This window comes from Streptomyces sp. NPDC059668 (assembly GCF_042734135.1).
Classification (GTDB): domain Bacteria; phylum Actinomycetota; class Actinomycetes; order Streptomycetales; family Streptomycetaceae; genus Streptomyces.
The window spans coordinates 3,850-26,607 of sequence record NZ_JBHWEL010000001.1 but is presented as its reverse complement, the minus strand read 5'-3'; the positions used below and the strand labels follow the sequence as shown (position 1 = coordinate 26,607).

At 71.4% G+C, this 22,758-nt stretch carries 18 protein-coding genes, 1 pseudogene and 1 riboswitch; of the genes and pseudogenes, 9 read left to right on the top strand and 10 right to left on the bottom strand.

Annotation, left to right across the window (positions count from 1 at the left end; genetic code table 11):
• Positions 1 to 23: 23 nt before the first annotated feature.
• Entirely contained in the window at positions 24 to 1,526 is a 1,503-nt protein-coding gene (locus ACFV2J_RS00120) for an acyl-CoA synthetase (RefSeq protein WP_385083194.1), read from the bottom strand.
• A 185-nt stretch (positions 1,527 to 1,711) separates the two neighbouring features.
• Here ACFV2J_RS00120 and ACFV2J_RS00115 point away from each other — a divergent pair, with 185 nt between their 5' ends.
• The gene (locus ACFV2J_RS00115; RefSeq protein WP_385083196.1) at positions 1,712 to 4,210 is read left to right on the top strand and encodes a penicillin acylase family protein; all 2,499 of its coding nucleotides are present in this window, start codon (positions 1,712 to 1,714) and stop codon (positions 4,208 to 4,210) included.
• Positions 4,211 to 4,384: 174 nt separating this feature from the next.
• On the opposite strand, the gene ACFV2J_RS00110 is transcribed toward ACFV2J_RS00115, so the two are convergent.
• Together ACFV2J_RS00110 and ACFV2J_RS00105 are read right to left on the bottom strand one after the other, a co-directional pair.
• Positions 4,385 to 5,941 (bottom strand): acyl-CoA synthetase, encoded by a 1,557-nt coding sequence (locus ACFV2J_RS00110; RefSeq protein WP_385083197.1) that lies wholly within the window; start codon positions 5,939 to 5,941, stop codon positions 4,385 to 4,387.
• Entirely contained in the window at positions 5,938 to 7,050 is a 1,113-nt protein-coding gene (locus tag ACFV2J_RS00105) for an NAD(P)H-dependent flavin oxidoreductase (RefSeq protein WP_385083198.1), read from the bottom strand. Before ACFV2J_RS00105 ends, ACFV2J_RS00110 begins: the two co-directional genes overlap by 4 nt.
• 466 nt (positions 7,051 to 7,516) lie before the next feature.
• Between ACFV2J_RS00105 and ACFV2J_RS00100 the strand changes: the two genes are divergently transcribed.
• From ACFV2J_RS00100 to ACFV2J_RS00085, 4 genes and pseudogenes are all read left to right on the top strand, one after another.
• Entirely contained in the window at positions 7,517 to 7,954 is a 438-nt protein-coding gene (locus ACFV2J_RS00100) for a peptidase inhibitor family I36 protein (RefSeq protein ID WP_385436710.1), read from the top strand.
• Positions 7,955 to 8,048: 94 nt separating this feature from the next.
• Positions 8,049 to 8,894 (top strand): hypothetical protein, encoded by an 846-nt coding sequence (locus ACFV2J_RS00095; RefSeq protein WP_385083201.1) that lies wholly within the window; start codon positions 8,049 to 8,051, stop codon positions 8,892 to 8,894.
• A gap of 217 nt (positions 8,895 to 9,111) precedes the next feature.
• Entirely contained in the window at positions 9,112 to 9,627 is a 516-nt protein-coding gene (locus tag ACFV2J_RS00090; RefSeq protein WP_385436708.1) for a hypothetical protein, read from the top strand.
• 73 nt (positions 9,628 to 9,700) lie between these two features.
• Positions 9,701 to 10,451, top strand: a pseudogene (locus tag ACFV2J_RS00085) (transposase).
• Positions 10,452 to 10,887: 436 nt separating this feature from the next.
• Here ACFV2J_RS00085 and ACFV2J_RS00080 read toward each other — a convergent pair.
• The 4 genes from ACFV2J_RS00080 to ACFV2J_RS00065 form a co-directional block, all read right to left on the bottom strand.
• The gene (locus ACFV2J_RS00080; protein WP_385436706.1) at positions 10,888 to 12,453 is read right to left on the bottom strand and encodes a phytoene desaturase family protein; all 1,566 of its coding nucleotides are present in this window, start codon (positions 12,451 to 12,453) and stop codon (positions 10,888 to 10,890) included.
• Positions 12,454 to 12,544: 91 nt separating this feature from the next.
• The gene (locus ACFV2J_RS00075) at positions 12,545 to 14,830 is read right to left on the bottom strand and encodes a tetratricopeptide repeat protein (RefSeq protein ID WP_385083205.1); all 2,286 of its coding nucleotides are present in this window, start codon (positions 14,828 to 14,830) and stop codon (positions 12,545 to 12,547) included.
• Between the two features lie 592 nt (positions 14,831 to 15,422).
• Positions 15,423 to 16,613 carry an acyl-CoA dehydrogenase family protein gene (locus ACFV2J_RS00070; RefSeq protein ID WP_385083206.1) on the bottom strand — a complete coding sequence of 397 codons (1,191 nt, stop codon included), beginning with the start codon at positions 16,611 to 16,613 and terminating at the stop codon, positions 15,423 to 15,425.
• A 125-nt stretch (positions 16,614 to 16,738) separates the two neighbouring features.
• Positions 16,739 to 16,960 (bottom strand): CbtB-domain containing protein, encoded by a 222-nt coding sequence (locus ACFV2J_RS00065; RefSeq protein WP_385083207.1) that lies wholly within the window; start codon positions 16,958 to 16,960, stop codon positions 16,739 to 16,741.
• Positions 16,961 to 16,996: 36 nt separating this feature from the next.
• Positions 16,997 to 17,139, bottom strand: a riboswitch (cobalamin riboswitch).
• 142 nt (positions 17,140 to 17,281) lie between these two features.
• Between ACFV2J_RS00065 and ACFV2J_RS00060 the strand changes: the two genes are divergently transcribed.
• Entirely contained in the window at positions 17,282 to 17,881 is a 600-nt protein-coding gene (locus ACFV2J_RS00060; protein ID WP_385083208.1) for a histidine phosphatase family protein, read from the top strand.
• Here the strand turns inward: ACFV2J_RS00060 and ACFV2J_RS00055 are convergent.
• Positions 17,870 to 18,286, bottom strand: coding sequence for a four-helix bundle copper-binding protein (locus ACFV2J_RS00055; protein ID WP_385083209.1), 417 nt, complete (start codon positions 18,284 to 18,286; stop codon positions 17,870 to 17,872). The two genes, ACFV2J_RS00060 and ACFV2J_RS00055, sit on opposite strands and share 12 nt — an antisense overlap.
• A 57-nt stretch (positions 18,287 to 18,343) precedes the next feature.
• The gene (locus ACFV2J_RS00050; RefSeq protein ID WP_385083211.1) at positions 18,344 to 18,745 is read right to left on the bottom strand and encodes a nuclear transport factor 2 family protein; all 402 of its coding nucleotides are present in this window, start codon (positions 18,743 to 18,745) and stop codon (positions 18,344 to 18,346) included.
• Positions 18,746 to 18,828: 83 nt separating this feature from the next.
• On the opposite strand from ACFV2J_RS00050, the gene ACFV2J_RS00045 reads away from it, so the two are divergent.
• The gene (locus ACFV2J_RS00045) at positions 18,829 to 19,392 is read left to right on the top strand and encodes a PadR family transcriptional regulator (protein ID WP_385436702.1); all 564 of its coding nucleotides are present in this window, start codon (positions 18,829 to 18,831) and stop codon (positions 19,390 to 19,392) included.
• 183 nt (positions 19,393 to 19,575) lie between these two features.
• Positions 19,576 to 20,148, top strand: coding sequence for a TetR/AcrR family transcriptional regulator (locus ACFV2J_RS00040; RefSeq protein ID WP_385083215.1), 573 nt, complete (start codon positions 19,576 to 19,578; stop codon positions 20,146 to 20,148).
• Here ACFV2J_RS00040 and ACFV2J_RS00035 read toward each other — a convergent pair.
• The gene (locus ACFV2J_RS00035; RefSeq protein ID WP_385436700.1) at positions 20,140 to 21,291 is read right to left on the bottom strand and encodes a CaiB/BaiF CoA transferase family protein; all 1,152 of its coding nucleotides are present in this window, start codon (positions 21,289 to 21,291) and stop codon (positions 20,140 to 20,142) included. The two genes, ACFV2J_RS00040 and ACFV2J_RS00035, sit on opposite strands and share 9 nt — an antisense overlap.
• Before the next feature lie 76 nt (positions 21,292 to 21,367).
• Here ACFV2J_RS00035 and ACFV2J_RS00030 point away from each other — a divergent pair, with 76 nt between their 5' ends.
• Positions 21,368 to 22,558, top strand: a complete 1,191-nt coding sequence (locus ACFV2J_RS00030; RefSeq protein ID WP_385083219.1) for an acyl-CoA dehydrogenase family protein — start codon at positions 21,368 to 21,370, stop codon at positions 22,556 to 22,558.
• The last annotated feature ends 200 nt before the right edge of the window (positions 22,559 to 22,758 follow it).

The window sequence follows — 22,758 nt, the reverse complement described above, 5'->3', positions numbered from 1 at the left end:
GGGCGGGCGGCGTCCGGCGCGGTCTACGAGTCCGCCGCGAACCGGTCCCTCAGTTCCCGCTTGAGGATCTTCCCGCTCGCGTTGCGCGGCAGCTCGTCCACGAACAGCACCCGCTTGGGAGCCTTGAAGTGGGCGAGCTTCTCCCGTGCGTGCGCGACGAGTTCATCCCCGCTGATCTCGCCGCGCGCGACGACGACCGCCGTGACCGCCTCGATCCACCGCTCGTCGGGCAGGCCGATCACGGCCACCTCGGCGACCGCCTCGTGCGTGTAGAGCGCGTCCTCCACCTGACGTGAAGCGATCAGCACGCCACCGGAGTTGATGACGTCCTTCACCCGGTCCACGACGGTGAAGAACCCGTCACCGTCCTGGACCGCGAGGTCCCCGGAGTGGAACCAGCCGTCGCGGAAGGCCTCGGCGGTCTCCTCCGGCCTGTCCCAGTAGCCCTCGCACAACTGCGGTGAGCGGTAGACGATCTCGCCCCGCTCCCCGTCGGCCACCTCCTTGCCCGACTCGTCGACGACCCGCGCCTCCACGAACAGCACCGGCCGTCCGCAGGAGTCCATCCGGCCCTTGTGCTCCTGGGGGCCGAGGACCATCGCCAGCGGGCCGATCTCGCTCTGGCCGAAGCAGTTGTAGAACGCCAGCTTCGGCAGTCGTTCCCGCAGCCGCTCCAGGACGGGTACCGGCATGATCGACGCCCCGTAGTACGCCTTGCGCAGGCCGCTCAGGTCCCGGGTCGCGAAGTCGGGCCGGTTGGACAGCCCGATCCACACGGTGGGCGGGGCGAACAGACTGTCCGCGCGTCCCGCCTCGACCAGGCCGAGGATCGTGTCGGCGTCGGGCGCGTCGAGGATCACGTTCACGGCGCCCACGGCGAGATACGGCAGCAGGAAGACGTGCATCTGCGCCGAGTGGTAGAGCGGCAGCGCGTGCACGGGCAGGTCGCCGGCCTGGAGGTCGAGGGCGGCGATCGCGCTCAGGTACTCGTGCACCAGCGCGCGGTGCGTCATCATCGCGCCCTTGGGGAGCGCGGTGGTGCCCGACGTGTACAGCAGCTGCGTCAGGTCCTCGCCGCGCGGCTCCGGACCGTCGTAGGGCGGGGTCTCGGCCAGGCGCGCGAGCAGCGAGTCGCCGTCGTCCCGCAGGGGCAGGACGCGTGTTCCCTCGGGCAGGTTTCCGGCCAGGTCCGGATCGGCCAGGACGAGTCCGCAGCCGGCCTGGCCGACGATGTACGCCAGGTCGTCACCGGTCAGGTTCTGGTTGACCGGTACGTGCACCAGTCCGGCCCGGGCGCAGGCCAGGAACCCGATCAGGTACGCGTCCGAGTTGTGACCGTAGGCGCCGACGCGGTCGCCGGCCGCCAGTCCCGCGGAGCGCAGGACCTGGGCCGCGCGGGAGACGGCCTCGTCGAGTTCGGCGTAGGTCCACGAGCGGTCGCGGTAGTGGACCGCGACGCGCTCCGGGGTCCGCCGGGCGCTGCGTCGCAGCACCCCGTCGACCGTGACGCTTCGTCCCACCGTCATGACCTGCTCCTTCGTCCGCCTGCTCTGGCGTGATCCTCGTTCCGGTCCGTGAGCGCGGTCAAGCGTCCGGCGCGTTTGACGCGAAGACGCTCCACCCCGCCGTGGGACGCGCTGACACCCGGTCAAACGTCTGTGGCCGTTGTTACGCTCAACCGCCCCTTCCCTCACTGATGTCGGGAGGCACCATGCGCACCCGCCCCGGACGGTTCGCCGTCCTGGCCGCCGCCCTGCTCGTCGCCACGGCCGCGCTGCCGGCCGCCGCCGCGGACGGCCAGGGCCGGCAGCACTCTCCGTCCCGTCCGTCGTCCGGTGGTCTGTCCGCCGTTATCCGCTACACCGAGTACGGCATTCCGCACATCCTGGCCAAGGACTACACGAACCTCGGCTTCGGCACCGGCTGGGCGCAGGCCGCCGACCAGGTGTGCACCCTCGCCGACGGCTTCGTGACCGTACGCGGCGAACGCTCCCGCTTCTTCGGCCCCGCCGCGGCACCCGACGGCTCGCTGTCGTCGGCGACCGGGAACCTCTCCAGCGACCTGTACTTCCGCGGTGTGCGCGAGGCCGGCACGGTGGAGAAACTGCTCGCTCGGCCCGCGCCACGCGGACCGAGCCGGCAGGTCGGGGACCTGATGCGCGGGTGGGCCGCGGGCTACAACGCCTGGCTCGCCCAGAACCGCGTCACCGATCCGGCCTGCCGGGGCGCCGCCTGGGTCCGCCCCGTGACTCAGGTGGACGTGGCCGCGCGCACCTACGCGCTGGCTGTGCTCGGCGGCCAGGGCCGCGCGGTGGACGGCATCACGGACGCGCGACCGCCGACGGCGACCGCGACCGCCACCGGGGCCCCCGCACCCGCGCCGCCGGGCAGGGCCGCCGCGCCCTCCGTCGCGACCGCGTCCGCGGGCTCGTCCCCGCTGGGCGGCGCCGTGGCCGCGAAGAGCTTCGCCCGCGCCGCGCGGGAGGCCTTCGACGGCGCCGACATGGGTTCCAACGCGGTCGCCTTCAGCGGCGCCACGACGGCGAACGGCCGCGGTCTGCTGCTCGGCAATCCGCACTACCCCTGGCAGGGCGGGCGCCGCTTCTGGCAGTCGCAGCAGACGATCCCCGGCGAGCTGAACGTCTCGGGCGGCTCGCTGCTCGGCTCGGCGACGATGTCGATCGGCTTCAACGCGCGGGTGGCGTGGAGCCACACGGTCGCGACGGGCGTCACCCTCAACCTCCATCAGCTGACCCTGGATCCGGCCGATCCGACGACGTACCTGGTGGACGGCGTGCCGGAGCGGATGACGAGACGGGCGGTCACCGTCGCGGTGAAGGACGGCACGCCCGTCACCCGTACCCAGTGGTGGACCCGTTACGGTCCCGTCGTCACCTCGCTCGGCGCTCAGCTCCCGCTCCCCTGGACCACCACGACGGCGTACGCGCTCAACGACCCCAACGCGTCCAACCTGCGGATCTCGGACACCTCTCTCGGCTTCAGCAGGGCCCGCAGCACGGCCGACATGCTCAGGGTCCTCAGGACCACCCAGGGACTGCCCTGGGTGAACACGATCGCCGCCGACTCGGGCGGTCACTCACTGTTCACCCAGTCCCAGGTGCTCCCCCGGATCACCGACGACCTGGCCCTGCGCTGCTCGACACCGCTCGGCCGGGTCACCTATCCGGCGTCCGGGGTCGCGGTCCTCGACGGCTCGCGCGGCGACTGCGCGTTGGGCAGTGACCCGGACGCCGTGCAGCCGGGCATCTTCGGGCCCGGGAGGATGCCCATCCTGCGGGACGCTCCCTACGCGGAGAACTCCAACGACAGTGCCTGGCTGGCCAACGCGGACCGGCCGGTGACCGGGTACGAGCGGGTCTTCGGGACGATCGGCACCGCGCGCTCGGTCCGTACCCGGGGTGCGATCGACGACGTCACGGCGATGGCGGCGAAGGGCGGTCTCACCGAACGGGACCTGCTGGCCCAGCAGTTCACCAACCGCGCCCCCGTGGGTGACCTCGCCGCGGCCGACGCGGCCCGGGCGTGCGCCGCGCTGCCGGGCCGGCGGGCGACGGGCGGTGACGGCGGGTCCGTCGACGTGAGCGCCGCGTGCCGTGCGCTCGCGGCGTGGGACCACACCATGGACACCGGCAGCCGGGGCGCGCTCCTCTTCGACCGCTTCTGGCGCAGGCTGACCGCCCTGGTGCCGGCCGCGCGGCTCTGGAAGGTTCCGTTCTCGGCGGCGGATCCCGTGCACACCCCGAACACGCTCGACACCGGTGCTCCTGGGTTCGCCACCGCCCTCGCCGACACGGTGACCGAGCTGCGCACGGCGGGCATCCCGCTCGACTCCCCGCTCGGCGCCCACCAGTTCGTCGTGCGGGACGGCAGGCGCATCCCGGTGCCGGGCGGCACGGAGTCGCTGGGGGTGTGGGACAAGGTCGAGCCGGTGTGGGATCCCGAGGGCGGCGGCTACACCGAGGTCACCACCGGATCCTCGTACATCCAGGCGGTCGGCTGGGACGGGGGCCGCTGCCCGGTCGCCCGTACGCTCCTGACGTACTCCCAGTCGTCCGACCCGACCTCGCCGCACCACAGCGACCAGACGCTGCTGTTCTCCGGCGAGCGGTGGGTCACCTCCCGGTTCTGCGAGAGGGACATCCTGTCCTCGCCCGGTCTGCGGGTGATCCGTGTGGGCGGGCACCGCTGACGGCCGTCCTGTCCCCTCGACGTCGGTCGTCCGCGCGCCGCTGACCCGCGTGGACCGGATCGGGTGAGACCCCGTGGACCCGGTTCGCCGGGAAAGCGACCCGATCGAGCGGGACGGGACGACGGCGGCGCAGTGGTCCCCGCCCGACCGGGGCGGGGACCACGAGCAGCCGGGTCAGTCGGCTCGGGTACGCCCCTCCCAGTACGGGTCACGCAGCCGCCGTTTGTACAGCTTCCCGTTCGGGTCGCGCGGCATCGCGTCGATGAAGTCGACGCTCTTGGGACGCTTGTACCCGGCGAGACGCTCCGCGCAGTGACGCAGGACGTCCGCGGCGAGGTCCGCTCCCGGCGTGTGTCCGGGCGCGGGCTCGACGACGGCCTTGACCTCCTCGCCCCAGTCGTCGTGCGGGATGCCGAAGGCCGCCGCGTCGGCGACGGCGGGGTGGGCGAGCAGGGCGGCCTCGATCTCGGCCGGGTAGATGTTGACGCCGCCGGAGATGATCATGTCGATCTTGCGGTCGCGGAGGAAGAGGTAGCCGTCCTCGTCGAGGCAGCCGAGGTCCCCGACGGTGAAGAAGTCGCCGATGCGGTTCTTCCGCGTCTTGCTCTCGTCCTTGTGGTACGAGAACCCGCCGGTGCTCATCTTCATGTAGACGGTGCCGAGTTCACCGGGCGGCAGCCGCCTGCCGTCGTCGTCGAAGACGGCGAGTTCACTGATGGGCCAGGCCTTGCCGACGGTGCCGGGCTTCTTCAGCCAGTCCTCGGCCGTCGCGAAGGCGCCCCCGCCCTCGCTGGCCGCGTAGTACTCCTCGACACTGTGGCCCCACCACTCGATCATGGCCCGCTTCACATGGTCCGGGCAGGGCGCGGCGCCGTGGATGGCGTGCCGCATCGACGACACGTCGTAGCGGGCCCGAACCCCTTCGGGGAGCGCCAGCAGCCGGTGGAACTGGGTCGGGACCATGTGGGTGTGGGTGCACCGGTGGGTGTCGACGACCCGGAGCATCTCCTCGGGCGTCCACTTGTCCATCAGCACCAGCCGGTGGCCGATGTGCAGGGAGGCGCCGGCGAACTGGAGGACGGCCGTGTGGTAGAGCGGTGAGCAGACGAGGTGGACGTTGTCGTCGAAGGGCTTGATGCCGAAGATGCCGAGGAAGCCGCCGAGGTAGGTCTCCTCGGGGAGTTTGCCGGGCAGCGGCCGCCGGATGCCGCGGGGGCGGCCCGTGGTGCCGGAGGTGTAGTTCATGACCCAGCCGAGGGTGCGGTCGGCGGGCGCCGATCCGTCCTGTCCGGCGAGGAGTTCGGCGTACGGCCGGAAGCCCTCGACCGGGCCGACGCTGTAGCGGCGGGCGGGCGCCAGTCCCGCCTCGTCGGCGGCGTGGCGGGCGGCGTCGGCGAACCGTTCGTGGGCGATGAGCACCTTGGCGCCCGAGTCCGAGACGATCCAGGCGATCTCGGGGCCGACGAGGTGGTGGTTGACGGGGACGAGGTAGAGGCCGGACTGCGACGCGGCGAGGTAGGCGACGAGGAACTCGACGCCGTTGGGCAGGACGACGGCGAAGGCGTCGCCGCGTGCGAGCCCGGCGGCGCGCAGTCCGCGCACCAGTTGGTTGGCCGCGGTGTGCAGCCGGCCGGCGGTCCACTCGTCCCCGTCCGGGGTGACGAGGACCGTCCGCCCGGGGTCGGCGGTGGCCTGGGCCCAGAAGCCGTTCGGTGAGGTCGACGTGGTCACGGTCGGGCGCTCCTTCCGGCGATCCGGTTGATGCGGTCGACGGCCTGCTCGAAACCGCGGGTCAGGTCGTCGAAGACGGCCTGGACGCTCCGTTCGCTGTTCATGCGGCCGACGATCTGCCCGACGGGCGTCCCGAGCAGCGGCTCCACCTCGTACTTCTGGATGCGGGAGACGGCCTCGGCCACCAGCAGCCCCTGCAGGGGCATGGGCAGGGTGCCGGGGCCGTGCGGGTCGTCCCAGGCGTCGGTCCACTCGGTGCGCAGCTGGCGGGCCGGTTTGCCGGTCAGCGCGCGCGAGCGGACGGTGTCGCCGGACCCGGCGGCCAGCAGCTTGCGGGTCACGGCCGGTGAGTGCAGGTCGGCCTCGGTGACGGTCAGCCACAGGGAGCCCAGCCATACGCCCTGGGCGCCGAGGCTGAGCGCGGCGGCCACCTGCTGTCCGCTGCCGATGCCGCCCGCCGCGAGGACGGGCAGCGGGTCGACGGCGTCCACGACCTCCGGCGTGAGCACCATCGAGGCGATCTCCCCGGTGTGGCCGCCCGCCTCGTAGCCCTGCGCGACGACGACGTCGATACCCGCCTCGGCGTGTTTACGGGCATGCCGGGCGCTGCCCGCGAGGGCCGCGACGAGCACCCCCTGTTCGTGGGCGCGCCGCACGACGTCGGCGGGCGGTGAGCCGAGTGCGTTGGCCAGCAGCCTGATCGGGTGGTCGAAGGCGACGTCGAGCTGGGTGCGCGCGACCTCTTCCATCCAGCCCGTGATGCGCCAGCCCACCGCCTCCCCCTCGGCGAGGCCGGGAACGCCGTACTTGGCGAGGGTGTCCGCGACGAACCGCCGGTGCCCTTCGGGGATCATCGCCTCGACGTCCGCCTCGGAGACCCCCTCGACCTTCTTGGCCGGCATCACCACGTCCAGGCCGTAGGGCCTGCCGTCGACGTGCGCCTCGATCCAGTCGAGGTCGCGCTTGAGGTCGTCGGGGGCGGTGTAGCGGACCGCGCCGAGCACGCCGAGACCGCCCGCGCGGCTGATGGCCGCGGCGACGGCGGGAAACGGCGTGAAGCCGAAGATGGCGTGCTCGATCCCCAGTTGCTTGCTCAGCTCCGTCTGCATGGCCGCAGGATGCCGCAGTCGTCCGACCGAGGGAAGGCCTTTTCTGATACTCCGTCAGATTGCATAGGACCCATCCGAGACACCACAGCGTGTCTGTGTACGCGCCCAGCCGACACGCAGCGGAGCCGAGGCCGCGTCCGTCGCCCGGGAAACGGGCCGTCCGACCCGTGTTCAGGGCCGACCACGTAGCGCAGCCAGCACGCGCCGGGTCGACGGTGGAGTCGAGCGCGGGCCCGGCCCGCGGACGCGGCGCGGATCGCGACGACAGGGCTGGGAGCCGTCCCGGGACCGATCCCAGAGACCGCAATTCATGCCAGATCGCAAAGCCGCCGGTCAATTCGGTATTCCTTGACGAGATTGACGCAAGCCTTCCGAAACACCCTCCGAACAGAAACGATCCGGGAGTGGCTTCTTGATCTTGGCGGTGGTACATTACCGATTCGAAGCAATCGGAAATGGAGTAGAATTGAACATCCGCCGAGTTATTTCGACTTCCGCAGTCCCACTGGCCGCCGCGATCGCGCTGATCGTCCCGACAGCAGGTGCCGCATCGGCGACTGCCGGCACCGGCTGCAATACCAGCGGAGCCCACAACGGGTGCATTCGCCTGTTCTACAACAGCAACCGGGCGGGCTCGAGCACCTACTTCGACGCAAACGTTTCGGATCTGGCCGGTTACACCTTCCTCACCTCGGGCACCGGCAAGGGCGTCTCAGTGAAGAACAACGCCGCAAGCGCCCTCAACGACAGCCCGGGAATCGTCACCGTCTATTACAACAGCGGCTACGTCGGGGCCTGTGACACCCTGTCGGCCTATGCGATATCCGACAAGTTGCACTACACGTACAACAATGACGCATCCTTCCGTTGGGATTACACCAGGAGCGACTGCTACGATTTCTGATGGATAAGCCCTGGCCACATTCGGCCAGGGCTCTTTTTCTGCGAGGAGACATATGCGAGGGGCTCACGCTCTCGTCGGTGTGGCATTTTCGAGCATGCTGCTCGTCAGCGCATGCTCCCAGAGTGACAGCGGGATCACCAAGGGTGATGCACGCGATGCCACCACGTCCCGCGAGGCCAAAACTGAGGGCCACAGCGGAGATGTCAAGGACCTCACCCACGCCCTCCCGATCGCGAGATATGAATACAGCGCCACCCAGGAACGCCTGATAGCAAGGGCGAAGGACGGCCTTACTCGTGCTTGCATGCAGCAATTCAACCTCGACTACCACCCGGCAGCTGCCGATGCCACCGAAACCCCCACTGCGTCCGATCGCCGTTACGGGATCTCCGATCCGAGCGAGGCGGAGAGGTACGGTTACCATCTAGCCCCGTCTCCGCGGATCGTGCCGGTACGTTCCACCGACCCGTCCTACCCAGTCCTCTATGGTGTGGTATCCACTTTCGACGGGAAGAAAGTGCCGGAAGGGGGATGTCGCGCCGAGGCGGTCCGCGCGTGGGAGAAGCAGCGGCCCGCCACCAAAGCGGCGGAGGTGGCGCGCGAAATCGCCGTCAATAGTTTTCGTAAATCATTGTCCGACTCGTCGGTTCTGAAAGCCACGCAGCAGTGGGCCTCCTGCATGAAAGCAGAAGGGTTCTCCTACTCATCCCCCCTGACACCTCCGCATGACTTCGACCTGGATACACCTACCGCACCCGACGAGGAACGGAAGGTTGCTGTGGCGGACCTTTCGTGCAAGGAGAAGACGAATCTGCTGAGAGTCTGGTCGGGTGCCGAATCCCGAATTCAGCAAGCAGCTATCGAGGTGAACAAGGGGCGCCTTTCCCAGCTTTCCGTGGAGCACGAGAAGGTAGCGGAATACGCGCGGTCGATCGGCTAAGAGCTGTGCCGTAACTTTTGGCGCTGGTGAGATGAGACGGAGCCGCTCAGTCGGCACCTGCGCACTTGGGGTGGCAGCAGTACGCATCTCAGTTGACGCGTGGCTCCTGCACCCCGCACCGGGTAATTCGCAGGCGTCCCGCCCAGCTCCCGTCCTATCCTGTCCGCTGCCGTCCATGCCGGGACTGGCCCGACGGAGGAGCGGCGGAGTGCCGGACGTGTACAAGATCATGCTGGATGCCGAGTTGAGCAAGGCGTTCGACGTGTGGTCCGGCTATCTGAACGCCCGGACTGGCGAGGATGCTCAGGTCCGTGTACGACTGCGCTCCACGTTGCAGTCGGCCCGCGGGGCAGCCGCCGAGGGCGATCCCGCGTCTGCACGCGCCTTGGTGGCGGAGATGTACGACGACGCCCGAGAAGCTGGCCTTCCCTGGGCTCCCGTGGCGCCTGGTCCCTGCGCGGCGGATCGGCAGGCGCGCGACTACGCCAAGGACGAACTGCGGCAGGTGCTTCCTGTGCACCTGCGTGAGGATCTCGATGGCATCGGGATCTACCTGAGCGTCACGGGCCGCCGCCTCCAGACCGCCCCCGGCCTGGACGCCGCCACCCGCCAGGACATCCTCTACATCTCGGCCCGCGCCGGGATGGCTCTCGACCTCGCCCATCCGACAGCAGCACGACGGGAACTCGAACGCCTGAAGGCGATTGCGCGACGCTGCGGCGTGGAGCCCTGAGAACCGAGCGACAACGGCCTCAGTTGGCGTGCGATGCCAACTCGGGTGCTCAGTCACGTGAGATGATCTTGGTGTGGCTGGTGTGATCACGGCGTCGGAGCCGTCTTGCATAGCCCCGTTCACCGGGCTGAGCCCGCGCAACTTTGGCAAGCTACTGACCGTCTTGCGGCGGGAAGGCGCGGATTCGGTCCGCAAGGGTCGGCCGTGGAGCCTTCCGCTGGAGGACCGGGCCCTGGCGCACAAACTTGACGATGCGTCAGCTTGCTCCGCTGTTCGGGGTCTCGAAGTCGGCGGCGGACCGCATCATCGACCACCTCGGACCCATGCTCGCGCTCCAGCCCCGCAAGCGCTTCGCCAGGGACACTGTGCTCATCGTGGACGGCACTCTCGTGCCCACCCGCGACCACACCGTGGCCGAGTCCAAGAACTACCGCTACTCAACCGCCCACCAGGTCGTCATCGACGCGGTCACCCGCCTCGTTGTGGTGGTCGGCCGGCCGCTGCCGGGTAACCGGCACGACTCCCGCGGCTGGGAGGAATCCGGCGCCAAGGCTGCCGTCGGCAACACGACCACAATCGCCGACGGCGGCTACCAGGGCACCGGGCTGGTCATCCCTCACCGTCGGGCGCCCGGCCAGACTGAACTTCCGGATTGGAAAGAGAAGCACAACCGTTCCCACAAGCAGGTCCGGGCCCGCGTCGAGCACGTCTTCGCCCGGGTGAAAACCTGGAAGATCCTCCGCGACTGCCGCCTCAAAGGCGACGGTGTCCACCACGCCATGCTCGGCATCGCACGGATGCACAACCTCGCACTCGCCGGGTAGGAGAGTGGCCCGCACGGCGGGCGACCACAACCGAAACCGCTCAGAGATCATTTACGGGACAGCCCTTAGACGGCATCGGGATCGAGGGCGGTTGCACCTGCTCTGGACCACCCGCCGTTCCGGTCCAGGCCACATCGGGCTTCGGGCCGGACCGCGCATGTTTCGAACGTCGGCCGGAACAGCGAGGCGAGCCGGCACAGGATCCGATCGGGCCACCCGCCCGCGGCGGCCGACTGGACCCCGTCCTGCAGCGGCAGGCATCAAGGCCGGCCCTTGCGGACGGGGTCCGCGCCCTCGGGCGCAACGCAGTGACCAAGCTGCCGAACTGATGCGACTTCAGTTGCGTGAACGCAGACATCGGAGACGGCTCCGACGACGCGATCACACCGGCAACATCTAGACCATCTCACCGCGACCGGTAGTCACGGGACAATCCTCAGCCTCCCTGGCCCAGCGACTCCAACACCGCCTTCGCCGCGTTGTGCCCCGGCACCCCGCTCACCCCGCCGCCGCGCACCGCGCCCGCGCCGCACAGCAGGACGTTGGCGTGCGCCGTCTCGACGCCCCAACGGCCCGTGCCCTCTTGGACGTACGGGAAGGCGAGGTCGCGGTGGAAGATGTTGCCGCCGGGCAGCCGCAGGTCGCGTTCCAGGTCGAGCGGGGTCTTCGCCTCGATGCACGGGCGGCCGTCCGCGTCGGTGGCCAGGCAGTCCGCGAGCGGTTCGGCGAGCTGGGCGTCCAGCTGCGCCAAGGTGGACTTCAACAGCTCCGCGCGCACGGCGTCGTTGTCGTGCGTGAAGAGCCGCGCGGGGGTGTGCAGGCCGAAGAGCGTGAGTGTCTGGTAGCCCTGCTCGACCAGCTCCGGGCCGAGGATGCTGGGGTCGGTGAGCGAGTGGCAGTAGATCTCGGAGGGCGGGGCGTCGGGCAGCCGGCCGGCTGCGGCCTGCGCGTGAGCGGTCGCCAACTGCTCGTACCCCTCGGCCACATGGAAGGTCCCGGAGAACGCCTCCCGGGGGTCGACGGAGGTGTCGCGCAGCTTCGGCAGTCGCTTGAGCAGCATGTTCACCTTGAGCTGCGCGCCTTCGGCCGGGGCCGGCGCCGCCTCGCCCGTGAGGGTCGCCAGCTCCTGCGGCGAGGCGTTCACCAGGACGTGCCGGGCGGCGACGACGCCCTCGCCGTCCGCGGTCCGGTAGGTGACCTCCGCGGTCCGGCCGTCGGTCTCGACGCGGATCGCCTCGTGGCCGGTCGCGATCACCGCGCCCGCGCCGCGCGCCGCTCCGGCGATGGCGTCCGTGAGCGCGCCCATGCCGCCGACCGGCACGTCCCAGGCGCCGGTGCCGCCGCCGATCACGTGGTAGAGGAAGCAGCGGTTCTGCCGCAGGGAGGGGTCGTGGGCGTCGGCGAAGGTGCCGATGAGCGCGTCGGTGAGGACGACGCCGCGCACCAGGTCATCACTGAAGTTCTCCTCGACGGCGACGCCGACCGGTTCCTCGAAGAGCACCCGCCAGGCCTCCTCGTCGTCGATCCGGCCACGCAGCTCGTCGCGGGTGGGCAGCGGTTCGGTGAGGGTCGGGAACACCCGCTGGGCGACCCGGCCGGTCATGCCGTAGAAGCGCTGCCAGGCCTCGTACTCGCGGTCCGATCCGGTCAGCCGCCGGAACGCCTCGCGGGTGCGCCGCTCGCCGCCGCCGACGAGCAGTCCGGTGGGCCGCCCGTCGCGCTCGACGGGCGTGTACGAGGACACGGTGCGCCCGCGGACCCGGAAGTCGAGGCCCAGATCACGGACGATCTTCCGGGGCAGCAGGCTGACCAGGTACGAGTAGCGCGACAGTCGCGCGTCGACCCCGGCGAACGGCCGGGTGGACACGGCGGCGCCGCCGGTGTTCCCCAGGCGCTCCAGCACCAGGACGGAGCGTCCGGCGCGGGCCAGATAGGCGGCGGCGACGAGTCCGTTGTGGCCCCCGCCGACGATCACGGCGTCATATCCCTCGTGTACAGGCATGGTTCTTGGTAGCACGCGATGATCTAGGTCTGCCAGAGGTGGGCGGCAGCCGGCGGGCGCCCGGATGGCGGCCGGGCACGCCCCGGGAGGCTCAGTGCCCCTCGGCCGCCCGCCGCTGCCGCGCCCCGGCGACCCTTCGGTAGAGCCGCACCGCCTCCTGGGCGCGCCCCAGCTGCTCCAGGCAGTGCGCCTCGTCGGTCCGGCTGGCCAGGGTGTCGGGGTGGTTCTCGCCGAGGACGTGTTCGCGGGCGACGGCGACGGCACGGTACTCGGTGAGGGCGTCGGCCCAGCGGCCGAGCCAGCCGAGGCCGACGGCGACCTCGCGGCGGCTGACGAGGGTGTCCGGGTGGCCGGGGCCGAGGACCCGTTCGCGGATCGCGCCCACGTCGCGGGACTCGGCGAGCGCCTCCTCCCAGCGCCCCATGCGGCCCAGGTTCACGCCGAGTCCGTGCCGGGCGCGCAGGGTCTCGGGGTGGGCGGGGCCGTGCACCCTGGTGCGGTCGTCGATCAGTTCGCGGTACAGCTCCAGTGCCTGCTCGCTGCGACCGAGCCGGCCGAGACTGATGCCCACCTCGTAGCGGGCGGACAGCGTGTCCGGGTGGTCGGGGCCCAGCGCCCGCGCCCGCGCCTCGGCCACCTCCTGGTAGGTGCGCAGCGCCTCCGGCCAGCGGCACAGCTGCCCCAGCGCGTAGGCGACTTCGTAGCGGGTGAGCAAGGTGTCGGGATGGGCCGGACCGAGCACCCGCGTGCGGGCCTCCGCGACCTCGCTCGCCATCCGGTACGAGTCCTCGGGACGGCCCAGCCTGCTCAGGTTGAAGGCGAGATTGTGGCGGCAGCGCAGGGTGTCCGGATGGTCGGGGCCCATGGCGCGTTCCCGGGCGGCGAGCACGGAGGTGTAGGCCTGGTGCGCCTCGAAGTGGCGGCCCAACTGTCCCAGCACGTAGGCCGTTTCCTGTCGGGCGGCCAGGGTCTCCGGGTGGTCGCGTCCGAGGACCCGTTCCCTGGCCTCGGCGACGTGCGCGTACGCCTGGAGCGCGTCGGCGGCCCGGCCGGTGCGGCTGAGGGTGAAGCCGACCTCGTACCGGCTGGCGAGCGTGTCGGGGTGGTCGGGTCCGAGGAGGTGCTCCCGCTCGGCGGCGACGGCGCGGTGCACCTCGCCCGCCTCGGTCCACCGGCCGAGCCGGCCCAGGCTGAGTCCCGCGTTGTGCCGCCCCGCCAGGGTGGTGAGCAACTCCGGTGACGGCGTGGGGAGTCCGGCGCGGTACGGCGGCCCGGAATCCGCCGTCGCCGGGCGTACGGTCCACTCGCCGGTCAGTCCCGCCGTCGCGTCCGGCGAAGTGACGCGCAGCCCGGCACCGGTCGCCCTGCGGCCGGTGGTCATGCCCCGTGTCCAGGCGGGCAGTACCGGATCGTGGGGAGGCTGCGACTGGGGCTGGGGTGTCGGCTGCGGCAAGGGTGTCGGGTTCCGCTGGTCGGGCGCCGGTCCGCGCAGGGCCGGGGACACGACCGTCGGCACGTGCACGGGCGTCGTACGGCCCTCGCTGATCCGGCGGCCGAGCTCACGGGCGTCCTGCGGCCGCCGCTCCGGTTCCTTGGCCAGCAGGTCCAGGATGATCCGCTCGACGTACTCGGGCAGCTCTGCCCGGTGTCTGCGGGGAGGCTCGGGAGAGGTGTCGCGGTGGCTGATGAGGACCGCCCACGCGTCGTCGAGGTCGAACGGCGGTGCCCCGGTGGCGATCTCGTAGAGCACACATCCGAAGGAGTAGAGATCGCTGCGCCGGTCGACCTCGGCACCGCTGATCTGCTCCGGCGACATGTAGTGCGGGGTGCCCATCGCGATACCGGTCCCGGTCAGCCGGGCCGTGAAGCCGATGTCGTGGCCGAGCCTGGCGATGCCGAAGTCGCAGATCTTCACGGTGCCGTCGGCGAGCCGCATGATGTTCGCAGGTTTCAGGTCCCGGTGCACGATGCCCTGCTGATGGGTGTACGCGAGTGCGGCCGACACCTGGTCGGCGATGTCGACGACATCGGCGACCGGCAGCGGATGCTGCTTGTTGTCCTCCAGCAGCTGACCGAGGTTGTACCCCTCCAGAAGTTCCATGACCAGGTACAGCACGCCGTCGGACTCGCCGAAGTCGTGCACCACGGTCACCCCGCGGTGCTGAAGCGCGGCGGCCACCCGGGCCTCGCGCCGGAACCTCTCCCGCAGGACGCCGGAGAAGGACGGGTCGTGGTGCGGGCCGAGGGGCTTGAGGCACTTCACGGCGACCTGCCGCCCCAACGACTCGTCGCGGGCCCGCCACACCTCGCCCATGCCTCCCCGCCCGATCAGATCGAGCAGTCGGTACCGGCTCTGGACCAGCCTGGTCTCCGCCATCTCGTGCGATCGCCCCCGTCGCTGCTCGCCCCCCACCCTGGCTCGTCCAGTATGGCGAGTCATCTGCCGACTTTGTACGACGCCGGGCGGGGCCGGGACGGGCCCGTGCCCGAGCGCGCGGAACGTGTGCGGACAGGAGTGACCGGCGAGGACGTACGGGAACACAGCGCGGGACGGTGTCCCCGGCGCACGGCCGCCGGGTCACCACGAGGCGCGACGGGGCCGGTCCGCCGTACCTCTCGTGGACGTACGGCGGCAGAGCGGCGTACACCGACCGCACCACGCGCCGGCCGGGCCCGGCGCACGCCGGTGACGTGCACCGGAGCGTCCTGACGGGAGCGGCCCGCCCGGCCGCGGATCGACGACGGACCGGCAGCCGGCAGCCGGGAAGCCCTGTCCGGCGCGGCGCGGCGCGACACGACACGACACGTCTCGGCTTGGCTCGGCGCGGCTTGGCTCGGGTCGGCGCGGCTTGGTTCGGCTCGGCGCGTTCAGCCGGCCGACCCGCTCCCGTTCCGCTCCCGTTCCGCTCCCGTTCCGCTCCCGTCCCGCTGGTGGTCGCTGTACGGGGCCGGGCTTCCACGTCGGCAGGTCAGCGCCGCACCCGCGGCATCCCCAGTCCGATCCACGAGATGATCTCGCGCTGGATCTCGTTGTTCCCGCCCCCGAAGGTGAAGATCACCGCCGACCGGTAGCCGCGCTCCAGTTCGCCGTGCAGGACCGCGCCCGCCGAGCCCTCCTTCAGGGCACCCGGTGCGGCGACGATCTCCATGAGCCAGGCGTACGCGTCCCGGCGCGCCTCCGAGCCGTACACCTTGACCGCGGAGGCGTCCTGCGGGGTGAGGGTGCCTTCCTGGACGGCGTTCACCATCCGCCAGTTCAGGAGCTTCATGGCGTCGAGCCTGGTGTGGGTCTGCGCGAGCCTGCGGCGCACCCAGGGGAGGTCGACCACCCTGCGGCCGTCGGCGAGCTTGGTCTCCATCGCCCAGTGCTGGACGTCGTGCAGGGCGCGGATCGCCATCGTGCCGTGGGCGGCGAGGGTGACGCGCTCGTGGTTGAGCTGGTTGGTGATCAGCCGCCAGCCCTTGTTCTCCTCACCGACCCGGCGGGAGGCGGGGACGCGGATGTTCTCGTAGTAGCTGGCGGTGGTGTCGTGCGAGGCGAGGGTGTTGATGAGGGTGCAGGAGTAACCGGGGTCCGACGTCGGTACGAGGAGCATGGTGATGCCCTTGTGGGGCGGGGCGTCCGGGTCGGTGCGGACGGCGAGCCACACCCAGTCGGCGGTGTCGCCGTTCGTCGTCCAGATCTTCTGCCCGTTGACCGTGTAGTGGCCGGTGGTCTCGTCGCCCTCGCGTACCGCCCGGGTCTTCAGCGCCGCCAGATCGGTGCCCGCGTCGGGCTCGCTGTAGCCGATCGCGAAGTCGATCTCTCCGGAGAGGATCCTGGGCAGGAAGTACCCCTTCTGTTCCTCCGTGCCGAACTGCATGATCGTCGGGCCGACGGTGTTCAGCGCCATCAGCGGCAGCGGTACACCCGCCTGGGCGGCCTCGTCGAAGAAGATGAACTGTTCCATGGGCGTGAGCCCGCTGCCGCCGTACTCCTCGGGCCAGCCCGCCCCGAGCCGGCCGTCCGTGCCGAGGCGGCGGATCGTGTCACGGTAGAACCGCTTCTGCGCCGCCGGATCGCCGTACCGGGCATAGGCGTTGTCGGGCACCAGCTCGGCGAAGTACTCACGCAGTTCGGTCCGCAACCGCTGCTGCTCCGGCGTGTATTCGAGATGCACGGCGCCTCCTGGCTCCCCAAGGCGGGACCTGACGGCGCACACCGTAGAACGTGTTCCAGAAATAGGGAATGGCGGTGACATGCGGAAGGGGGCGCCCCGGCGGGCGCCCCCTTCCGTCCGAGCCGTCAGTGGCAGGGGAATCCGAGGAGGTGGCGGGCGTCGTGCACCCACTCGTGGACGTTCTCACCGGACACGACGGAGGTGGCGCCCTGTTCGGCGCCGACGAAGTAGAGCAGGACCAGCATCAGGATGCCGAAGAAGGCCGCCCAGGGGGCGATCGCACCGATCGGCAGCTTGGCGGGAACGGCGGTGGGGGTGGCGGTCGGCTGGGCGACGGACTGCGCCATGGGGCAGTACCTCCTGGGGAACTCGCGTCCCGTCTCGGTGATGCACAGGACGACGGCCGCGGGTCTGACTTGCTCGACCTCCGCCGCCCCGGGAGGGGTGGCGTGCGCTGGGCATACAGTGGCGCGACCGTGCCGGACTCCCACCGGACTTCCGCCGAACCGTCGTCAATATCATCCTGACCGTACCGCGAGGCCGGCGCCCGGCCAAGGGCGCCTGACAGGGCCGCGGTTGCGCCGCGGGGCGGGTGGAGTGCCGCGGATTCCCTGTTCCGGCAGGGGCCTTGGGCACGGGCGACCACGACAGCGCACGAGAGTGAACGTATGACGAGCCGAGTGATCTTGATCTCAGCCGCGATCGGCGCGGCGCTGCGGGAGGCCCGCTTCGACGAAGGGGGCCGGGTGGATGCCGCGGGCCTGCGGCTCGCACGAGCCGCCGCGGGCGCGGTCCCCGGGGCGGAGCGGCAGTGGGTCTCCCCCAGCGTGCGGTGCCGCGAGACCGCCGACGCGCTGGGCCTGGACACGGTGCTGGACGTACCCGCGCTGGCCGGTCTCGACGTGGGCCGGTGGCGCGGCGCGACGCTGGAGGAGGTGAGCTCTAAGGAACCGGCGGCGGTGGCCGAGTGGCTGGCCGATCCCGGCGCGGCACCGCACGGCGGGGAGTCGGTGCGGGCGTTCTGCGACCGGGTGGCGGGCTTCCTCGACAAGGCCGCGGAGTTGACCGGCCGGACCGTCGCGGTGGTGGAGCCGGAGGTCGTACGGGCCCTGGTGGTACGGGTGTTGGGCGCGCCGGAGTCGTCGTTCTGGCGGATCGACGTACCGCCCCTGACCGCCACCGAGTTCAGCGGCCGCTCGGGGCGCTGGAACGTACGGGTCGGACGGCCGCTCGCCCCGTCGGCGGAAGCGGGCGGTTCAGGCGGGTAGCAGCGTCGCGAGGAAGTCGGTGCAGGCCTGGGCGCACGCGCGGCAGGCCCGCGCACTCGCCTGCGCACCGGGACACCGGTCGAAGACGTCCGCGCACTCACGGCAGACGGACCGGCACCACTCGACCTGGACACGGATGCCGGCCTCGCCCCGGTGGTGCTGCCCGTCCAGGACCAGGCAGGTCGCGTCGCACACCTCGGCGCACATCAGGCCCATGCGCCGGGCGAGTTGCCGCACCCCGGGCCCGTCGGGATCGATGCAGCTCGCCCGCAGCGCACAGGCGCGGGCGCACTCGGCGCAGGCCTGCGCGCAGTCGAACCGGTCCTCCAGGAAGCGGATCGGTTCCTGCTCGGGTGCCGGTGCGGTCGCCCGCCCCGCCTTCGTCTTCGCCCTCGTCGTGGTCACCCGGCGCGGGTAGCCCCCGGAGGGCGCGTCAAACCCCGCGGACGGCCGGGCCCGGGGTCACCGGCCCGCCGCCTCCGCCGCCTCGCGTGAGATCTGCTCGAACTGCGCGCCCATCGCCTCGGAGAGCGCGTGGGCAGCCGAGAGCGGGCGGACCATGACCATCAGGTCGTCGATCCTGCCGTCCTCGTCGAAGTGCAGGAAGTCGCAGCCGTTGATCTCCTTGTCGCCCACCTTCGCCGTGAAGACCAGCGCGTGGTCGCGGCCGTCCGCGCCCGCGATCTCCCGTACGTAGCGGAAGTCGGTGAAGACGCGGGTGACGCCGCGCAGGATGGCCGCGGTGATGGCCTTGCCCGGGTAGGGCTTGAAGGCGACGGGGCTGGTGAACACGACGTCGTCGGCCAGCAGCTCCTCGACCGCGGCGAGGTCTCCGGCCTCCACGGCCTTGCGGAAGGGGTGCATCGGGGTCCCGCTCTCATAGTCAATTAATTGAATAGGTGCGCAACAGATTAGTCGCGGGGGTGTACGCCGTCTAGCCTTGGCCCATGGCATTGCGCAACGCGGTCCTCGCCGCGCTCCTGGAGGGTGAGGCGTCGGGATACGACCTGGCCAAGGAGTTCGACGCCTCGGTGGCCAACTTCTGGATGGCGACCCCGCAACAGCTCTACCGGGAACTCGAGCGGATGGCGGCCGAGGGGCTCATCGAGGCTCGGCTGGTGCGACAGGAGCGGCGTCCGAACAAGCGGGTCTTCTCCCTCACCGCGGCGGGCCGCGTCGCCCTGCGCGCGTTCACCGCGGAGCCTCCGAAACCCACCGCCATCCGCGACGAACTGCTGGTGAAGGTGCAGTCCGTCGACGCGGGCGACGACACGGCGGTACGGGCGGCGATCGCCGAACGGCTGGAGTGGGCCCGCGCCAAGCTCGCCCGCTACGAACGACTGCGCGCACGGCTGCTGGACGGACGCACCGAGGACGAGTTCCTGACCCGTGCGGAACGTGTGGGCCCCTACCTCACCCTGATGCGCGGGCGCTCCTTCGAGGAGGAGAACATCCGGTGGGCCGAGCGGGCCCTGGACATCCTGGAACGGCGGGCGGCGGTGCGGCCCTAGGTGAGGCGGTCCGGATCGGGCGCCGGCGGTGCGGAGTGGTGCGAGCCGCCGGGCCGGCGGCTGTCGGACCGCGGGGGCCGCCGGGGCCGCTGAAGGAGCCCTCCCGCCCCGTGGGTGGCGCGACGGTTCGGGGGCCGCCTGCCGGGATCCGGCCCCGCGGAGGCGAACGGTTACGCTGAGGTCATGCCGTCCACACGTCGAACAGCGCGCCAGACAGACCTCCTCGAACGGCTCGTCGCCTTGCTGGCGGCGGAGGGGTTCGCTTCGTTCACGCTCGACGAGCTGACCGAGCGGCTGCGCTGTTCGAAGACGACGCTCTACCAACTCGCGGGCAGTAAGCAGGAGTTGGTCCGGGAGGCGGTGAAGCACTACTTCCGGGAGGCGGCCGGCACCATCGAGAAGCAGGTGGCGGACACCTCCGCGCCGGCCGACCGCGTGGTGGTCTACCTGAACGCGGTCGCGGAGCAGTTGCGACCGCTGTCCCGGCGATTCCTCGACGACATGGCGCAGTTCGAACCGGCCCGCGAGGTGTACGAGGCCAACACACGCCTCGCCGCCGGCCGGATCAGGCACTTGATCGCGGACGGCGTCGCCGCGGGCGCGTTCCGTGACGTCCACGCCGCGTTCGTGGGCGAGGTCGTGGCCGCCACCATGCAGGAGATCCAGCGTGGCGAGGTGACCGCCCGGACCGGGCTGAGCGACGCGGAGGCCTACGCGGAGCTGGCCTCGCTCATCGTGCACGCCGTCTCACCCTGACCGGACCGCCGGCGGCGGCGAGAGCACGACGCCCCAGTCACGGAGCACCGACTCGGTGTCCGCGCCCGCCGCGCGGGGCGCCGAGGGCTGTCTGCTGGGGGTGCGGGAGAAACGCGGCGCGGGGGCGGCCTGCAGGATGCCGTCGACCTCGACCAGGGTGCGCCGGGCCACCATGTGCGGGTGCGCTCCCGCCTCGGCGAAGGTGAGCACGGGCGTCACGCACGCGTCCGTCCCGGTGAAGTGGTCCGCCCACTCGTCGCGCGTGCGGGAGGCGAACCTGCCCGCGAACCGGGACCGCAGCACCGGCCACCCGTCCCGGTCGCCCTGCGCGGGCAGCTCGGCGGGGACGAGATCCAGCCCGTCGAGCAGGGCCGCGAAGAACTGCGGTTCGAGGGCGGCGACGGCCACGTACTTGCCGTCGCCGCACGCATAGGTGTCGTAGAAGGGCGCGGCCCCGTCGAGCAGATTCGAACAACGCTCGTCCGACCACTCCCCCATGCCGCGCAGCGCGTACGCCATCTGGCCCAGCAGCGCCGTCCCGTCGACCATGGCGGCGTCGACGACCTGCCCGGCGCCCGACCGGGTGCGCTCCCAGAGTGCCGCCAGAACACCCACGACCAGCAGCATGGACCCGCCGCCGAAGTCCCCCACGAGGTTCAGTGGCGGGGCCGGCGGCCCGTCGCCCCGGCCCATCGCGTGCAGGACGCCGGTGAGACCGATGTAGTTCAGGTCGTGCCCGGGGTCCCGGGCGAGCGGCCCGTCCTGACCCCAGCCGGTGATCCGGGCGTAGACGAGCCGCGGGTTCGCGCCACGGCAGTCGTCCGGGCCGACCCCGAGCCGCTCGGCGACTCCCGGCCGCAGGCCCTCGACGAGGACGTCGGCCCGCGCCGCGAGGCCTCGCACCAGCGCCCGTCCCGCGGGTTTCTTGAGGTCGGCGAAGACCGACCGGCGGCCGCGCTGGACGGCGTCGGTCGCGCCGGCGGGGCCCAGACTGAGCGCCCGGCCGGACGGCCGCTCGACCCGCACCACGTCGGCGCCCAGGTCGGCCAGCACCATGGCCGCGTGCGGAGCCGGCCCGAGTCCCGCGAGTTCCAGGACGCGCAGGCCCGCGAGCGGGCCGGCGGATCCATCTCTGGACTGCATGGCCATACGGTACCAAAAACGATACTGTTGTATCGATCGCCGTATCAATAATTCTCCGAGCGACCGAGGAATCACCATGCCAGCCACCCGAACGCTGCCCTCCCCGGAAGCCGTCGACCTGATCGGCCTGACCCGCGAGCTCGCCGAGAAGGAGCTCGCCCCCCGGGTGGCCGAGGCCGAGGCCGAGGAGAAGTTCCCCCGCGAGGTCTTCCGCACCCTCGGCCGGGCCGGCCTGCTGAGCCTGCCGTACGACGAGCGGTACGGCGGCGGCGGCCAGCCGTACGAGGTCTACCTCCAGGTCGTCGAGGAGATCGGCGCCGTGTGGGCCAGCGTCGCGGTCGGCGTCTCGGTGCACGCGCTGTCCTGCTTCGCTCTCGCCGCGTTCGGCACCGAGGAGCAGAAGGACAAGTGGCTGCCGGGCATGCTCGGCGGGGAGCTGCTCGGCGCCTACTGCCTGTCCGAGGCCCACGCCGGCTCCGACCCCGCGGCGATGCGCACGCGGGCCGTCAGGGACGGCGACCACTATGTGCTCGACGGCGCCAAGGCGTGGACCACGCACGGCGGGCACGCGGACTTCTACACGGTGATGGCGCGGACGTCCGAATCGGGCTCGCGGGCCATTTCCTGCTTCCTCGTCCCGGCCGACACCCCCGGTGTCATCGCCGATCCGCCCGAGCACAAGATGGGCCTGACCGGTTCGGCCACCGCGACCGTGCGCTTCGAGAACGCCCGCGTTCCCGTGGAGTACCGGATCGGCGAGGAGGGACAGGGCCTCGCGATCGCCTTCGCCGGTCTGGACTGCGGCCGGCTGGGCATCGCGGCGGTGGCCACGGGCCTGGCCCAGGGAGCGCTGGACCACGCGCTGCGCTACTCCCGCGAGCGGGAGACCTTCGGCCGCCCCATCATCGAACACCAGGGGCTGGCCTTCGTCCTCGCGGACATGGCCGCGGCCGTGCAGGCCTCTCGCGCCACCACGCTCGCCGCCGCGCGCCTCAAGGACCAGGGGCTCCCGTTCAGCTGCGAGGCGTCCGTCGCCAAGCTGATCGCCACCGACAACGCCATGAAGGTCACCACCGACGCCGTCCAGGTACTGGGGGGCGCCGGCTACACCCGCGACTTCCCGGTCGAGCGGTACATGCGCGAGGCCAAGGTCATGCAGATCTTCGAGGGCACCAACCAGATCCAGCGTCTGATCATCGGCCGGTCACTGCGGGAGAACGACCGGGGAACCCTCAGGGTCCAGGACCAGGAGACGCACCGGCCCTGACAGGGGGCCCCGCGGTCAGCGCACGGGGAAACCGAAGGCGTACCCCCGCTCCTTCAGCCACGGCAGGATCTCGCGCAGGGGGGGGGGCCGCGGGGGGGGGGGGGGCCCCCCGGGGGGGGGGGGGGCGGGGGGGGCCGGTGCTGTTTGCGGGTTTTTGGTGGGGGCCAAGCAGGGCGGGGCGGGCCGCGCGACATTCTCTG